This is a genomic window from Sphingobium sp. YBL2 (assembly GCF_000943805.1).
Classification (GTDB): domain Bacteria; phylum Pseudomonadota; class Alphaproteobacteria; order Sphingomonadales; family Sphingomonadaceae; genus Sphingobium; species Sphingobium fuliginis.
This window is the reverse complement of sequence record NZ_CP010954.1, coordinates 2,811,865-2,826,889: the sequence shown is the minus strand read 5'-3', so window position 1 is coordinate 2,826,889 and position 15,025 is coordinate 2,811,865. Positions and strand designations below refer to the sequence as shown.

The window sequence follows — 15,025 nt, the reverse complement described above, 5'->3', positions numbered from 1 at the left end:
AGGCTGGCGTGGAAGGCGAAGTGCTGCGGGATGATCAGTGGGAGCGGCTGCGGGAGTTCGTTCCGGGCGGGCGCAAGGGCAAGCGCGGTCCTCGCAGTGACGGACGGTTGTTTCTTGACGCCTTGCTCTGGCTGGCGCGTTCAGGGGGACGCTGGCGCGATCTACCGGAGAAGTTCGGTCCCTATCAGACCGCCAAGCGGCGTTATTATCGCTGGGTCGAGCAAGGCGTGATCGACCGGATCTTCGAGGCTGTGTCGGATGATCCCGACATCGAATGGCTGGCGATCGATGCGACGGTGATCCGCGCCCAGGCCCAGGCGGCTGGGGCACGGGTAAAAAGGGGGGCGCTCAAGCCCAGGCTCTCGGACGATCGAGAGGCGGGTTCGGCACCAAGATCCATGCCGTAGTCGATGCCTTGGGCTTGCCGATCCGCTTCATCCTCGGCCCCGGACAGCAAAACGACATGGCGCCCGCCTGCGATCTGATCCGCGGCATCCCGGCTGGCAAGGTGCTGGCTGATCGTGCCTATGACGCCGACAGTTTGCACGATCTCATCTACGAGCAAGGCGGCGAGCCGGTCATCCCACCTCGCCGCCATCGCAAATATCAGCACCACTATGATCGCATCGCCTACAAACAGCGTTGGGGCATCGAGGGCTTCTTCGCCAAGCTCAAGCAGTGGCGCCGTATCGCAACACGCTATGACAAACTCGCCGCAAACTTCCTCGGCTTCGTCAAACTCGCCAGCATCATGCTATGGCTCAAATGATTAAATCGTCACTACGGCCTAGAGCGTTTTCCAAGCAGATGGAATCATCTGCTGACTCGGAAAACGCGACAAAACAAAAACTTAGAGCAGTCGAGCCGATGCAATCGGATCGAAATCTGCTCTAGCGGCAGCGAAGGATGGTTGGCGGGGGCCAACTCTTCTTGCCGGCCGCGCGGGGAATGAGGATGCGGGGTGGGCTGCTGCCCTTCAGCTTTCCTGGAAGTATGGCGCGCTCTTGCGAAGGCGGGGGTATGATGCGCTCAACCGCAGCAACCGACATTCCCTCACCAATACCGTCCAGGGAAAAGAAAAAGGGCGGCGCCGAAGGCACCGCCCCGATTTCCTCCGGCCATAGCCGGTAAGCAGCCCCGCCTGCGCGGGGCTCGACCGAACTTACTTGAGTTCGACGGTCGCGCCGGCTTCTTCCAGCTGCTTCTTGATCTTCTCGGCTTCGTCCTTGCCGACGCCTTCCTTGACGGCCTTCGGCGCGCCTTCGACCAGAGCCTTGGCTTCGGTCAGGCCCAGGCCGGTGATGGCGCGGACTTCCTTGATGACGTTGATCTTCTTGCCGCCGTCGCCGGTCAGGACGACGTCGAATTCGTCCTTGGCTTCTTCAGCAGGAGCAGCGCCGGCAGCGCCACCGGCCGGAGCGGCAACCGCGACGGCAGCGGCGGCCGAAACGCCCCACTTTTCTTCCAGAGCCTTGGAAAGCTCAGCGGCTTCGAGGACGGTCAGGGCCGAGAGCTGGTCGACCAGAGCATTGATGTCTGCCATGTTACTTTACCTATTCCCTTCTGGGCGGGGCATGAGCCCCTTAAACGAGAGTTGAAAACAATATTCCGGGCAATCCCGCGGCGATCAGGCCGCGTTCTTTTCCGCATAGGCGTTGAAGACCCGCGCGAGCTGGGCAGCCGGGGCCTGGGTGACGGTTGCGAGCTTGGTAGCCGGGGCGACCAGAAGGCCGACCAGCTTCGCGCGCAGTTCATCCAGCGACGGCATCGAGGCGAGCGCCTTGACGCCCTCCGCGTTCAGCAGCACTTCGCCCATCGCACCGCCAACGATCTCAAGCTTGTCGTTGGTCTTGGCGAATTCGACCGCAACCTTCGCGGCTGCGACCGGATCGGCCGAGGAAGCGAGCCCGACCGGACCGGTCAGCAGGTCGCTGATGCCGCTATAGTCGGTGCCTTCAAGGGCGATCTTGGCGAGGCGGTTCTTCGTAACCTTGTAGGTGCCGCCGGCTTCGCGCATCTTCTGGCGCAGCTGGGTCGACTGGGCGACCGTCAGCCCGAGGTTGCGGGTCACGACGACCACGCCGACTTCGGCCAGATGTGCGTTCAGCGCGGAAACGACCTCAGCTTTCTGATTACGATCCATGCCTTTACTCCACTTCATGTCCGCCGGAAAATCCGGTGGACGGCAAAAACCCGCGACGAATCGCGGGGCATTGGTCCGAAGGGGAGAGATCGACTGGCCCGCATCCCTCAGGGAGAACAGGCAGACCCGGACAGGCAAGGCCCGGCCGGTAAAGAACTTTTCCCCGTCTAGGCCGGAAATTAAGAAGGGCATATTCCCTTCACCGACTGTCTCGGACGGAAGACCATCGACATTTCTGCCGGGGGTCTGCTGCGGGCGCCCCTACAGATTTGGAGGCCCCCTGTCACGCAAAATCTGGCGATTGGCGATGGAAGGCGACGGAAAAGCGCCGCTTTACGCCGAAGTTCACACCATATGCGCGCATGCGCGCGAGCGCGCGTAGCCGCCCGGGTAATGGGTCCGACATTTCAAAGAAGGGAGCGGAATAGGCTGACCGCGGGGATGTAGGACAGGATGAAAGCGGTGCCAGGCCGGGCAATAGGATGTTTTTTCGCCAGCCGTGGCCGGGAGGTTACAGTCGGCAGGGCCGGTTCAGACGGTGCGATGATCCGCCGGGAGCAGGAGCGCGGAGCCCCCAGGCCAGAACGTGGAACAGAATCGCCGCCTTCCACCCCGTTCCCCCCTCCCCCAGGCCGTTCCCACCCGGAAGGATGGTTTACGCCCCGTCGGACCCCTTGCCATGCAAGAGCAAATAGCCATATCCTTCCCCATCATGAACAGCTTCTCGATGATGGCATATCCCGCGATGATGGCGGACAAGGATCAGGACGACCAGGGCGACGGCCCGGGCGGCCCCAATGTCGGCATCGCCACGCGCACGCGCGCCCGGACGAAAAAGCCCTCTCTCTACAAGGTGCTGATGCTGAACGACGACTACACGCCGATGGAATTCGTCGTGCACGTTCTCCAGCAATTCTTTCGCATGGACATGGAGGAGGCGACGCGCGTGATGCTGCACGTCCACCAGCGGGGCGTCGGCGTATGCGGAATCTTCAGCTATGAAGTGGCGGAAACCAAGGTGAATCAGGTGATGGACTTTGCCCGCCAGAACCAGCACCCGCTCCAGTGCACCTTGGAAAAGGCCTGATGGTGTCCCGGGGCACCTGACAGGCGGGCATAACGCGAATCTCACCGGCCCACGACTCGGGGCCATGCCCGGCAATCGATGACGTGGCACGGACCCAGCGGTTCGGTGACGCCTTCAGCCTGACCAGAGGATGGCATTCTGCCAGCGCGGCCGTGCAAGGCGTTTTTCCAGACGGTGCTGTCAGTCCAACGCGAACTCGTCGCCATCAGATGCTCTTATGTCAGCCGGGCACTCCAGCATGGGGAAAGCAGCGAAGGCATGCACATCCCGGCCCGGGAACTGGAGAATATCGTGGTAGAGAAGCTCCCGACCCTGTGCAGGTATCCGTTGCAGTTCGCCATGGACATCGGCATGTCCATCGATGGTGCCAACCTGCCAGCATTCGTCGCCGGCATCGAGACGCTGGCCGGTATGGCTATCGCCGCATCCATGCCTTGCTGGGCCAAGCGGGCTGGCAGGTCAGCCTGTCGGTGGTCGAGCGTCTCTGGCGGCGGGAGGGTCTTAAAGTGCCGAAGTGGCAACCGAAACGGCGGCGGCTCTGGCGCGGCGACGGATCGTGCGTCCGGCTGCGCCCGGAGCATCGCGGGCATGTGTGGTCCTACGACTTCGTCGAGGATCAGACGCACAACGGTCGCAAGTTCCGGATGCTCAACATCATCGACGAGTTCAGCCGGGAGAACGGCTATATCGAAAGCTTCAATGCCCGTCTGCGAGATGAACTGCTCAACGGCGAAATCTTCTTTAGTCTTGAAGAGGTGCGGATCGTCACCGGCTGGTGGCGCGATCATTACAACCGGGCAAGGCCGCACAGCAGCCTCGGATATCGACCACCGGCCCCGGAAACGATCAGGATGCCAGCCTGGCCGCTCGGCTCCGCTACGCTCCGCCTCCCGTCCAGGCTGGCATCGGAGGCGCAATTCAACTAACTACGCAATCGGACCAGTCATCGCGGGCAGTCCAATCACCCAAACTGGTGGAGGGTGATGCACCATGCCCTGACGCCATGCTCCCGGAAGCAACCTGTAATCGCTCCGTCTTAGCATTCTTTTCACCATGATAGTTTAGGAACGACGGATCTGGGAGAGGGCTGTCGCGTGCTCAAGGCGTTACAGATTGGCTACAAACCTCGTGAGACACGTCACCCGGTGTTGATTCCGGCGAGGATGCGCGTGGGCGAATCCTGGGTCGAAGCGGTGATCCATAATCTGTCCTCGGGTGGCGCACTCGTGGCATCCGACGAAGCCCCCGAGCGCGGCACTTATGTAGAGATACGGCGTGGGCGACTGACGATTATAGGGCGGGTCGTCTGGCGGAAAGATCGCTTTTTCGGGATTCAGGCGCAGGGCAGGCTCGATATCGCTGCCATAATCAATGAACCGCGCCTGGCTTCCCGTCCCCGATCTGCGAATGATCCCGAATCATCCTATGAGCGCCGGGCTCAGCCAAGAGCGGACGCAGATGCGCGCATTGCGCGCCAATTGGAGAATAGCCGACGTTGGTCAGCGGCATTCCAATTTGGTGTGTTCGTAGTCCTTGCTCTCATTGCCGCAGGCTTTGCCGCCAACGAACTTTACCAGATCCTCTCGCGACCGTTTTCCGAACTGGAAAGTCACCTTTAGTACTCCGCCTGTCAAACGGCCCTTTAGCTGCACGCTGCCCGAACCTACACCAGCAGGCTCAAGGCTGTGTGAGCCGTCCGGCGGCCAAGTCGCGCGCCATCGTGATGAATGCCTGGAAGAATTCCGGCGATTGGAATAATAGAGACACAACGGCACGAGCGGTGGCGTCCAGTCTTCGAGAATGAATCTTGGCTCGTGACACGAACTGGAACTCGCCCTACGCCCTGCAACATTACCCAAGACAGGCGATCGACCCAGCAAAAGCGACCCTTATACGACATATGGCGCATGATTTTATCTGCCCGACGGCGGACGGGCAGCTTTCGCTCTTCTCCGCCGTCGATGGACGCAAGGTCGTCTTCAACCCGATCGGCCTGGGTCTTTCCCCGTGGCTGCGTGTTGTTCGCGCATGACAACAGCAACTATGGAACGTTCGGGTGGCTGCGCCTGTGGCGCATTGAGGTTCATAGCCCGAGGTGACGCGTCACGTGTGGGCCTTTGTCACTGCCTTGTTTGTCAGAGAGCGCATGGCGCACCCTATCTTGCCTTTGCCGTCTTTGCCCGCGCGGCCGTCGCTCTTTGCGGTCCATATGCGGCGTGGGAGAGCAGCCCCGGCTATTATCGGCTACATTGCCCTACATGCGGATCTCGGTTCGTGAACCTTGCCGGCGATGAGATCGAGCTTCCCGTCGCGAGCTTCGACGACGCCACGGGTCTTGTGCCGCAATATGAGAACTGGATCACCCGTCGGCTGCCGTGGGTCGCGCCTCTTCCCGTTCCTCAATTTGCACGCAATCGGGAGTCTTGAAGTTTAGCGGACATATATGAGCACAGCGAGGCGGATCACCTCGGGCGACGAGTTGAAGTATCGGAACGGGCTCTTGGGGCGGCTGCTCACGCCGTCTGTTTACCCGTTGCCACTTAGCTTTGACGGCGCCCTCCCCAGCGCTGAGTGAAGATATTCCTAGAAATAGTCGGAGTAATTTCCTACAGCGGCATGTCTGAATATTGGATAGGCGGCGGGAGGGTCGAAGGGTGCAGCTAAATCTCACGCTGGCGTTGGCGGTAGCCGCTGTTCCGGCGTCGGCTCTGGCGCAACCGGCATCTGTCGCCATGACGGTCGCCGCCGACGGTACGGGACCGACCATCGACCGCGACATCTTCGGTCAGTTCGCCGAAAATCTGGGAACAGGCATCTATGGCGGCGTCTGGGTGGGCGAAGACTCGCCGATACCCAATGTGCGTGGCATTCGCAGCGATGTGGTTCAGGCGCTGAAGGAATTGAATGTTCCGAGCGTTCGCTGGCCGGGCGGGTGCTTTGCCGACGAATATCATTGGCGCGATGGGGTCGGTCCTCGCGCCAAGCGGGCGGTGACGGTGAACGGCAGCTGGGGCAACGCGCTGGAGAAGAATGATTTCGGCACGGACGAATTTTTCGACTTCATCGATCAGATCGGGGCCGAAGCCTATATATCGGTCAACATGGGATCGGGCAGCGTCAAGGAAGCCGCCGACTGGCTCGCGTACATGACCGCTGATCGCGGCACGACGGCGGGGGCGGAACGCGCAGCCAATGGCCATCCCAAACCCTACCGAGTCAAATTTCTGGGTCTTGGGAACGAAAGCTGGAGTTGTGGCGGCGCGTACACGCCCGACTATTATGTCGATGAAATGAAGCGCTACGCTCGCTTCGCCCGTAACCTCAACCTCGAACAGCAGGGCACGGACAATCCTGCGGGCGGTTCGGTAGCCGGATCGGACCCGATGCAACGGATCGCGGTTGGGCCCGGCGGACTGGACACGGCCTATACCGAAGCCGTCATGAAGGCATGGAAGGCGCATGACTGGAGCTGGAGCATCGAAGGGCTGTCGATGCACAACTATACCTGGATCAGCTGGCCCCCGCCCTTTTCCAGCATCGACTTTGGCGAGCGCGAATATGCGATGCTCATCAAGGACACGCTGAAGATGGAGGAGATGATCCGCGTTCACTCAGCGGTGATGGACAAATACGATCCGGACAAGAAAGTCCCGCTGGTCATAGATGAGTGGGGCGTTTGGCTCGCGAAGCTGCCAGGCAGCAAGGATGGTTTCCTGCATCAGCAGAACTCCATCCGCGACGCCGTCATCGCTTCGATCAACCTCAACATGTTCGTCCGCCATGCCGAACGGGTCCGCATGACCGCCATCGCCCAAATGGTGAACGTGCTTCAGGCGATGATCCTGACGGACGGGCCGAAGATGGTGCTGACGCCCACCTATTACTTGTTCAAAATGTATGTGCCGTTCCAGAACGCCACGCGCTTGCCGATTAGCTTCGACGCGGGAACATACAGGTTCGGCGAGGTGAGCGTGCCGCGCATCGATGCGATTGCGGCGCGCGGCGCCGACGGGAAGCTGTGGATCGCGCTCACCAACGTCGACCCGAACAATGCCGCCTCCATCGATGCGGCGGTGGCGGGCATCCGCGCGCGCAAGGCATCGGGTACCGTGCTGACCGCATCGCGGGTCGATGCGGTCAACAGCTATGACAAGCCCGACATGGTCAAGCCGCAGCCAAGTGCCGCCAAGGTGATCGGCGGCCGGTTGAAAGTGACATTGCCGCCCAAGTCGGTAACCGTTCTGAGCGTTATGGAATGATGGTCAAACGCCGACATCGAACGACCGCCCGCGCGAACCGGGACCGGATCGCGTGAAAGCTGTTGCCGCGTTGGCCGCAGTTGCAGCGACCATCTTTCCCGTCGATTTGCCAGCTTTTCCGTCGATTTGCCGGCCGCCTCTCCCCCACCGCCTTCCGCCGCGTCGCCGGCGGCGAAGCAGCGCCTTATCGTGCTGAGCGACATTGAGACGGACCCCGACGATACCCAATCCTTCACTGTTATGGTTCACAAGCCAGCATCTCGCCGCACCAGGATTTGAATAAGGTAATGGCCGTGCTGCACCAGCATAAGCACGGGCTTGTATATGCGCAGCCACGATGGTGTGTGATCCGCCATATGCGGCAAATATCGCACCCGACGAACGGTCCATGTCGAACCGAGGTGGCGCCTGGACCTCGACATTTACTCCGATAAGATTCATAGTTTACTCCGACAAATTGGTTCGATAGGGTGCTCTTGGGCATCTGATTGGGAGATTTACATGAGCTGGACGCGTCGCAGTACGCTGGGGGCTGGAATCGCGTTTGGGGCCCTGCCGCGATTCACATGGGCCGCGCCGGCTGCGACGTCGATCGCGACACCCTTTTCCCTGTCGCAGGTCAGGTTGAAGCCTTCGATCTTCCTGACGTCGGTCCGGGCGAACGCGCGCTATCTCCTGTCGCTCGACGCCGACCGGCTGCTGCATAATTTCCACGCCGGCGCCGGATTGCCGACTAGGGGTAAGGTCTATGGGGGGTGGGAATCGCGCGGGATCGCGGGCCATTCGCTGGGCCATTATATGAGCGCGGTGTCGCTGATCCACGCCCAGACGGGCGACCCGCAATTCCGCGACCGCGCCGCTTATATCGTCGGCCAACTCAAGGCGATCCAAGCCAGGCACGGGGACGGCTATGCTGGCGGCACCACGGTCGATCGCGACGGCAAGACCGTCGATGGCAAGGTCGTGTATGAGGAACTGCGCAGGGGCGAAATCCGCTCGACCGGGTTCAGCCTGAACGACGGATGGGTCCCCTTGTACACCTATCACAAGATCATGGCAGGCGCGCTGGACGCGCATCAGCATGCGGGGATCAAGGACGGCTTGACCGTGGCGATCGGGCTGGGCGACTATCTGGGCAAAATCCTAGAGGGGTTGAGCGATACGCAGGTCCAAGACATCCTGCGCACCGAGCATGGCGGGCTGACCGAATCATATGCCGAACTCTACAAGCGCACCGGCAATCGCCGCTGGCTGACCCTGTCGGAACGGATGCGGCATCACGCGATCGTCGATCCGCTTCAGGCCGGGCGTGATGAACTCGCCGGCAAGCACGCCAATACCCAGATTCCGAAGATCATCGGCGAGGCGCGACTGCATGAACTGACGGGCAACGCGGACCGCGCGAAAGTCGCACAGTTCTTTTGGACCACGGTCACGCGCGACCACAGCTACGTCATCGGCGGCAACTCGGATCACGAGCATTTCGGCCTGCCGCGCCAGCTTGCCCAACGGCTCGACCAACAGACGTGCGAGGCGTGCAACAGCTACAACATGCTGCGCCTGACGCGGCATCTGTACAGTTGGAGTGGCGAGGCCAGCTATTTCGATTTCTACGAGCGCGCGCACCTCAACCATATCATGAGCCAGCAAGACCCGAAGACGGGCATGTTCACCTATTTCACCGCGCTGGCACCGGGAATGGGACGGGTGCATTCCAGCCCCACCGAGGATTTCTGGTGCTGTGTCGGCTCGGGTATGGAGAGCCATTCGAAGCATGGCGAAAGTATCTATTGGAAGCGCGGCGATGCGGTTGCGATCAACCTCTATTACGCCTCCACGCTGAACGCGCCCGAAGCGAAACTCGACATGGATACCGAATTTCCGCTGGGCAATATGGTGCGGATTGCGGTGACGAATGCGCCGAAAAGGCTCGCGCTGCGCGTGCCGGGCTGGTGCGCCGACCCGTTGTTGAAGGTGAACGGCAAGACTGCGGGCGTCCGGGATGGCGGCTATCTGATGCTGACCGGACTGAAGGCGGGGGACCGGATTGAACTGTCGCTGCCCATGCCGGTACGGGTCGAATCGATGCCCGATGATGCCAAGCTGGTGGCGTTCGTCAGCGGGCCGCTCGTCCTGGCTGGTGATATGGGGCCTGGCAAGGGAGCTTGGGACGGCCTCGACCCCGCCATCGTTACCGACCGCGCCGAACCGGTGCTGGTGGCGGCTGCCGGACTGCATCACTATCGCCTGGGCGAACAGGGCAAGCCGGGCGACCTGACGCTACGCCCCTTTTTTGCGCAGCATGAGAACCGCACCGCCGTCTATTTCCGACGCTTCGACGTGGCGGAATGGCCGACCCAGGAAGCCGCGTGGACCCAAGCCTCGAAAGACCGGGCGGACTTGGCCGCGCGCACGATCGACGTGATCCGGCTGGGGGAGCAACAGCCGGAGGTGGATCACGCCTTTGCGGACAGCGGTCAGTCGGCGCCCGTTTCCCACGTCGCCGACCGCAGCCGGAACGTGAATGTCGGGTTCTTCGAATTTGACCTGGCCGTCGCGCCCGGCCCGCTCGCGCTTCAGGTCGCTTATGGCGGCGGGCAGCGCGACAAGGATTTTCGGATCATGATCGATAGCGAGCAACTGGTGCGCGAACGCTTGCCGGGGGAGAGTACTAGCGCCCGCAACGTGCAGACCTATGCGCTGCCGACGAAAATGACGCAGGGTAAGTCGAAGATTCGCGTCCGCTTCGAATCGGACAAGTGGCAGGGCGTCGAGGTCTATACGGCCCGCACCATGCGGCTCAAATCGGTCTAGGGTGTGTGGGGATTCAGTTCAGGGTGGAGCGAAAATGGTGGCTTTCGAGAACCAGCGCGCAGCGTACTCAAAGTACGTGAGCACTGGAAGCGCAGAAAGCCGCCATTTGCAGCCCGCCATGGGCTGAATCCCCACACACCCTAGAGCCGATTCCGATCCGATTGCATAGGCTCGACTGCTCTAAGTTTTTGTTTTGTCGCGTTTTCCGAGTCAGCAGATGATTCCATCTGCTTGGAAAACGCTCTAGCTCGAAATGCGACATATGCTCGAGCGTACGACACAGCAGAGTTCAAGAGGCAGAACTCGCGTCGACTATCCAGTTTGAAAATCGAAGGGATTTCAATGAACGGAATTGGTATCGGGGCGGCGACTGCAATTCTGTGTGCCCTGGCTGTGCCGTCGCTGGCTCGCGCGCAGAATCCCATCGTCCAGACGCGTTTCACGGCCGACCCTGCCCCCCTTGTGCATGATGGCGTCGTCTATCTCTACACCAGTCATGATGAGGATGACGCAACCGGTTTCAAGATGCTCGACTGGCAGCTCTACAGCTCGACGGACATGGTGAACTGGACCGATCGGGGAACCGTCGCCTCCTTGAAGACTTTTCCGTGGGCGGTGCAGAGCAACGACGCCTGGGCCCCGCAAGTCATCGCCAGAGATGGAAAATTCTACCTCTACGCTCCGATCAGTATCGCGGGGCGGCCCAAGAATGTCATTGCAGTGGCGGTCGCCGACAAGCCCGAGGGGCCCTTCGTCGATGTGTTGGGCAAGCCTTTGATCGCTCCGGCCAATGACAATATCGATCCGACCGTTTGGATCGACGACGACGGTCAAGCCTATCTTTACTGGGGCAATCCTGACCTGTATTACGTCAAGCTCAACAAGGACATGATTTCCTATTCAGGTCAGATCACCAAGGTCGATCGGATCCTGGATTATCAGGAAGGACCTTGGTTCTATAAGCGGAAAAACCGCTACTACATGGCCTTCGCCTCCACCTGCTGCTCGGAAGGGATTGGCTACGCAATGAGCGACAGGCCGACGGGCCCATGGACCTATAAAGGGCCGATCATGGCTCACGACGCGCGCGCGACCGGCAACCATCCTGGCATCATCGACTACAAGGGCGGATCGTACCTGTTCGGCTTTAACTATGAACTGAACTTCGCGATGACGCCGATGCATCACGAGCGGCGCTCGGTGGCGGTCGCCAAATTCAATTACAATCCAGACGGCACGATCCCCAACTTGCACTGGTGGGACAGAACCAGCGCACCTCAACTTGAGGCGCTGAATCCTTACAAGCGCGTTGAAGCAGAGACGATAGCCTGGACCTCGCGTCTCAAGCGCGATCAGGACCGGCCATATGATTGGGCTCCGGGCGTAACGACTGCGGGGGATGCGAAATCCGGTATCTTCGTGACCACGACCAAGAATCGCAGCTACATCAAGGTCGCTGGTGTGGACTTTGGTTCCGCTGGCGCCAAATGGTTCATTGCCACCGTCGCCAACGGCCTGCCGGGTTCGATGATAGAGCTGCGTTTGGACCGTACTGACGGGCCAGTGATCGGCACTCTGCCGATCGGCGAAACCGGCGCGCCTGGCGTTTGGCAGGAACGCCAGACAAGCATAGCGGGTGCAATCGGCACCCATGATTTGTACCTGCTTTTCAAGGGCAGCGGCGACAGGTCGCTATTCGACTTCGATCACTGGCGGTTTGTCCAATAACGACAGGGGGACGGCCAGACATTTGAGCTGGCCGTCTCTTCCCGTAAGCGAGAGACACACCCCAGTCATTTGCTTCAACCATGGGATCAAACACATAGTCAGGCCGCCGACGTCAGGCGATATAATATGACGCCGTGCGAGGCTATGTCAGCCTCCAGCCGGTTGGCCATGAGGCCCAGGTCGGCCTTCACCTCATTGGCCGTCAATTTCCCATGCTTCACCTCGCCAGGGCACATCCCACCACACCCCCTGAAATCTACCACACTTTCCACCACATTTTATCGAGGCTGTGGGTGAATAGTTGCGGACGTGACGGCCTCTGAAAGCCAGATTTTCCGCGGAAAACCGTGCCCTTCGGCGGGACACGCAGAAGCCAGCTTGCACCGCCAGTGCGACTTACTTTTAGGAAAAGGCCGTCCCCGTCACTATAGGTTCCGGGCTTGCCCAGTGCGGCTTTGACTTCATTGGCGGTCAGCTTGCCCATGTCAGTTCCCCACACAATGTGGGGACGCTTCCCCACACTTGGATTTCTCCCCACATCCCTCCCCACATTCTAGCGAGGCTGTGGGCGAATATCAACGGACACCGATGGATACATACGGCCTGAAAAGCCGCAGAAAACCGCGTCCTTTGGCGGTTGACTATGAACACTGAGGGATGGGTAAATGGCGGAGCGGGAGGGATTCGAACCCTCGATACGCTTTTGACGTATACTCACTTTCCAGGCGAGCGCCTTCGACCACTCGGCCACCGCTCCGCATTGCACTGGAGGCGGCTCCCTATCGTGCGTCGGCGCGCTAGGCAAGGGGATGCTTTACTTTCCTTTCCCTCCCATGCTTGATTGCAGCATGCAAATCCGTCCCTTCCCTTTCCTGGCCGCGCTTTTCCTGCCTTCCCCGGCGCTTGCCGCCGATGCGCCAGCCACCCCGTCCGCCATCGTCGCACAGGCGCCCGCCAGCGCATGGCAGGCCATCGCGGCCGATACGCTGCTGGTCATGACGGTCGAGGGCGACAAGCGCGTCGTCATCCAGCTCGCGCCCGATTTCGCGCCCGCCCACGTCGCCAATATCCGCGCACTCGCCCGCGCGGGCTGGTGGGATGGCGAAAGCGTCTACCGCGTGCAGGACAATTATGTCGCCCAATGGGGCGATGTGACCGAGAAGAAAGCCCTGCCCATCGGCATCGCCACGGACATCAGGGCGGATTATGCCCGCCCCCTCGCAGCCCTCAAGACGCCCGTGACACCCTTGCCCTATCCGGACGCCTATGCCCCGCGCACCGGCTTCATCAATGGCTGGCCGGTCGCGATCGACGAGGCGTCGGCCTGGCTGCCCCATTGCTATGCCATGGTCGGCGTGGCGCGGAACCTTTCCCCGGACACGGGAACCGGCGCCGAGCTTTATGCCGTGATCGGCCAGGCCCCGCGCCAGCTCGACCGCAATATCGCGGTCGTCGGCCGGGTGATCGAAGGCATGGACCTGCTCGCCAGCCTGCCGCGCGGCTCCGGCGATCTCGGCTTCTATGCCGCGGGGGAGAAGCGCCTGCCGATCCTCTCCGTCCGCCTCGCCAGCGACCTGCCGGAATCGCAGCGGCCACGCTATCAGGTGATGGACGTCGGCTCGCGGAGCTTTGCCGATTACCTTCGCCTGCGGGCGAACCGGAAGGACGATTTCTACGAGCGGCCCGCAGGCGGCGTCGACCTCTGCAACGCGCCGGTGCCGGTGCGGGAGGCGCCCTGAACGCTCATTCCGCCGCAACGGGCAAATTGCCGGAACGATGCCTATCTGACGGACATTACAGCTTCGCCGGCAAGGATGGAGAGGATGGTCATGATCGTAGGCACCGTCAGGGAGATCAAGAATCACGAATATCGCGTCGGCCTGACGCCGGAGAGCGTGCATGAGCTGACCGCCCACGGCCACCGCGTGCTGGTGGAAAGCGGCGCGGGGGAGGGGATCGGCGCGCATGACGGCCTCTACGCCCGCGCGGGTGCGGAGATCGTCGACGATCCGGCCGGCATCTTCGCGACGGCGGAGATGATCGTGAAGGTCAAGGAACCCCAGCCGGAGGAGCGCGCCCTGCTGCGCCCCGGCCAGATCCTCTACACCTATCTTCACCTGGCGCCCGATCCCGACCAGGCGCGGGAGTTGATGGCGTCGGGGGCGATCGGCATCGCCTATGAAACCGTGACGGACGCTCATGGCGGGCTGCCGCTGCTGAAGCCCATGAGCCAGGTTGCCGGACGCATGGCGATCCAGGCCGGCGCGACCGCGCTGGAAAAGGCGCATGGCGGGCGAGGCGTGCTGCTGGGCGGCGTGCCCGGCGTGTTGCCCGCGAAGGTGGCTGTGATCGGCGGCGGCGTGGTCGGCTTCAACGCGGCGCAGATGGCGGCGGGTCTGGGCGCGGACGTCACCATCCTCGACCGCAGCCCGGAAGTGCTGGAGCGGCTGGGCATTCATTTCGAGGCGCGGGCGAAGACGCGCTTTTCCAACCGCGCCAATCTGGCCGAATGCGTGGCGGAGGCGGACCTGGTGATCGGCGCCGTGCTGATCCCCGGCGCCGCCGCGCCCAAGCTGGTGTCGGCGGACATGCTGAAGACCATGAAGAAGGGCGCGGTGCTGGTGGACGTGGCGATCGACCAGGGCGGCTGCTTCGAGACCAGCCACCCCACCACCCATGACGACCCCACCTATATCGTCGAGGGCATCGTTCATTATTGCGTCGCCAACATGCCCGGCGCCGTGGCGCGGACCAGCACCTATGCGCTCAACAACGTGACCCTGCCCCATGCGCTGCGAATCGCCGACCTGGGATGGAACGAAGCGCTGCGGGCGGACCCGCATCTGCTCGCCGGGCTGAACGTGTGGAACGGGCAGATCACCTATCGGGCCGTGGCGGAGGCGCTGGGACTGCCCTACATCCCGGCGGAACAGGCGATCGGATAGGGGCTGAGGCGGCGCTCTGTTCGACAGTGGCTGCATTAAGCACAAAGCG

Annotated in this window: 14 protein-coding genes, 1 tRNA gene and 1 pseudogene; 11 read left to right on the top strand and 5 right to left on the bottom strand. The window is 61.6% G+C overall.

Annotation, left to right across the window (positions count from 1 at the left end; translation table 11 throughout):
- Nucleotides 1-8: 8 nt before the first annotated feature.
- Nucleotides 9-769, top strand: a protein-coding gene (locus TZ53_RS12920) for an IS5 family transposase (protein ID WP_099185988.1) whose coding sequence is annotated in 2 segments (ribosomal slippage) — nucleotides 9-333 and nucleotides 333-769 — 762 coding nt in all. Because the reading frame shifts where the segments join, the coding sequence is not laid out codon by codon here.
- Nucleotides 770-1,162: 393 nt separating this feature from the next.
- On the opposite strand, the gene rplL is transcribed toward TZ53_RS12920, so the two are convergent.
- Entirely contained in the window at nucleotides 1,163-1,543 is a 381-nt protein-coding gene (gene rplL / locus TZ53_RS12915; RefSeq protein ID WP_007687446.1) for a 50S ribosomal protein L7/L12, read from the bottom strand.
- Nucleotides 1,544-1,627: 84 nt separating this feature from the next.
- Nucleotides 1,628-2,143 carry a 50S ribosomal protein L10 gene (gene rplJ / locus TZ53_RS12910; RefSeq protein ID WP_025551854.1) on the bottom strand — a complete coding sequence of 172 codons (516 nt, stop codon included), beginning with the start codon at nucleotides 2,141-2,143 and terminating at the stop codon, nucleotides 1,628-1,630.
- 712 nt (nucleotides 2,144-2,855) lie between these two features.
- Between rplJ and clpS the strand changes: the two genes are divergently transcribed.
- The 8 genes and pseudogenes from clpS (at nucleotide 2,856) to TZ53_RS12885 (ending at nucleotide 12,031) form a co-directional block, all read left to right on the top strand.
- Nucleotides 2,856-3,230, top strand: a complete 375-nt coding sequence (clpS, locus tag TZ53_RS12905) for an ATP-dependent Clp protease adapter ClpS (protein ID WP_061941026.1) — start codon at nucleotides 2,856-2,858, stop codon at nucleotides 3,228-3,230.
- A gap of 404 nt (nucleotides 3,231-3,634) precedes the next feature.
- Nucleotides 3,635-4,156, top strand: a pseudogene (locus tag TZ53_RS12900) (integrase core domain-containing protein); the annotation flags it as partial.
- Nucleotides 4,157-4,324: 168 nt separating this feature from the next.
- Nucleotides 4,325-4,849, top strand: a complete 525-nt coding sequence (locus tag TZ53_RS26160; protein WP_048577268.1) for a PilZ domain-containing protein — start codon at nucleotides 4,325-4,327, stop codon at nucleotides 4,847-4,849.
- 188 nt (nucleotides 4,850-5,037) lie between these two features.
- Entirely contained in the window at nucleotides 5,038-5,262 is a 225-nt protein-coding gene (locus TZ53_RS27160) for a hypothetical protein (RefSeq protein ID WP_165363318.1), read from the top strand.
- Nucleotides 5,259-5,657 carry a GFA family protein gene (locus tag TZ53_RS26155; RefSeq protein ID WP_083198969.1) on the top strand — a complete coding sequence of 133 codons (399 nt, stop codon included), beginning with the start codon at nucleotides 5,259-5,261 and terminating at the stop codon, nucleotides 5,655-5,657. The genes TZ53_RS27160 and TZ53_RS26155 overlap by 4 nt, the downstream gene beginning before the upstream one ends.
- Before the next feature lie 227 nt (nucleotides 5,658-5,884).
- The gene (locus TZ53_RS12895) at nucleotides 5,885-7,489 is read left to right on the top strand and encodes an alpha-N-arabinofuranosidase (protein WP_443216133.1); all 1,605 of its coding nucleotides are present in this window, start codon (nucleotides 5,885-5,887) and stop codon (nucleotides 7,487-7,489) included.
- A gap of 501 nt (nucleotides 7,490-7,990) precedes the next feature.
- The gene (locus TZ53_RS12890; protein WP_065846209.1) at nucleotides 7,991-10,303 is read left to right on the top strand and encodes a glycoside hydrolase family 127 protein; all 2,313 of its coding nucleotides are present in this window, start codon (nucleotides 7,991-7,993) and stop codon (nucleotides 10,301-10,303) included.
- 342 nt (nucleotides 10,304-10,645) lie between these two features.
- Nucleotides 10,646-12,031: a glycoside hydrolase family 43 protein gene (locus TZ53_RS12885; protein WP_052628200.1), complete on the top strand. Its 1,386-nt coding sequence runs from the start codon at nucleotides 10,646-10,648 to the stop codon at nucleotides 12,029-12,031.
- Nucleotides 12,032-12,129: 98 nt separating this feature from the next.
- Here the strand turns inward: TZ53_RS12885 and TZ53_RS27780 are convergent, their stop codons facing one another.
- The 3 genes from TZ53_RS27780 to TZ53_RS12875 form a co-directional block, all read right to left on the bottom strand.
- The gene (locus TZ53_RS27780; protein ID WP_272947345.1) at nucleotides 12,130-12,252 is read right to left on the bottom strand and encodes a hypothetical protein; all 123 of its coding nucleotides are present in this window, start codon (nucleotides 12,250-12,252) and stop codon (nucleotides 12,130-12,132) included.
- Nucleotides 12,253-12,287: 35 nt separating this feature from the next.
- Nucleotides 12,288-12,515, bottom strand: a complete 228-nt coding sequence (locus tag TZ53_RS27935; protein WP_083198967.1) for an Arm DNA-binding domain-containing protein — start codon at nucleotides 12,513-12,515, stop codon at nucleotides 12,288-12,290.
- A 182-nt stretch (nucleotides 12,516-12,697) separates the two neighbouring features.
- Nucleotides 12,698-12,788: transfer RNA gene (locus TZ53_RS12875), tRNA-Ser, on the bottom strand.
- A 52-nt stretch (nucleotides 12,789-12,840) separates the two neighbouring features.
- Here TZ53_RS12875 and TZ53_RS12870 point away from each other — a divergent pair.
- Both TZ53_RS12870 and ald read left to right on the top strand, forming a co-directional pair.
- A complete protein-coding gene (locus TZ53_RS12870) occupies nucleotides 12,841-13,770 on the top strand; it encodes a peptidylprolyl isomerase (protein WP_083198966.1) in 930 nt (309 codons plus the stop codon).
- A gap of 90 nt (nucleotides 13,771-13,860) precedes the next feature.
- On the top strand, nucleotides 13,861-14,976 hold the full coding sequence (gene ald, locus TZ53_RS12865; protein ID WP_025551745.1) for an alanine dehydrogenase: 1,116 nt from the start codon (nucleotides 13,861-13,863) through the stop codon (nucleotides 14,974-14,976).
- Nucleotides 14,977-15,025 lie beyond the last annotated feature (49 nt).

Coding starts and splice junctions, on each gene's coding strand:
- TZ53_RS12885 (WP_052628200.1), top strand. CDS start 10,646: ATGAACGGAATTGGTATCGGGGCGGCGACTGCAATTCTGTGTGCCCTG.
- TZ53_RS12890 (WP_065846209.1), top strand. CDS start 7,991: ATGAGCTGGACGCGTCGCAGTACGCTGGGGGCTGGAATCGCGTTTGGG.
- clpS (WP_061941026.1), top strand. CDS start 2,856: ATGAACAGCTTCTCGATGATGGCATATCCCGCGATGATGGCGGACAAG.
- TZ53_RS12870 (WP_083198966.1), top strand. CDS start 12,841: ATGCTTTACTTTCCTTTCCCTCCCATGCTTGATTGCAGCATGCAAATC.
- TZ53_RS26155 (WP_083198969.1), top strand. CDS start 5,259: ATGACAACAGCAACTATGGAACGTTCGGGTGGCTGCGCCTGTGGCGCA.
- rplJ (WP_025551854.1), bottom strand. CDS start 2,143: ATGGATCGTAATCAGAAAGCTGAGGTCGTTTCCGCGCTGAACGCACAT.
- ald (WP_025551745.1), top strand. CDS start 13,861: ATGATCGTAGGCACCGTCAGGGAGATCAAGAATCACGAATATCGCGTC.
- TZ53_RS27935 (WP_083198967.1), bottom strand. CDS start 12,515: ATGGGCAAGCTGACCGCCAATGAAGTCAAAGCCGCACTGGGCAAGCCC.
- rplL (WP_007687446.1), bottom strand. CDS start 1,543: ATGGCAGACATCAATGCTCTGGTCGACCAGCTCTCGGCCCTGACCGTC.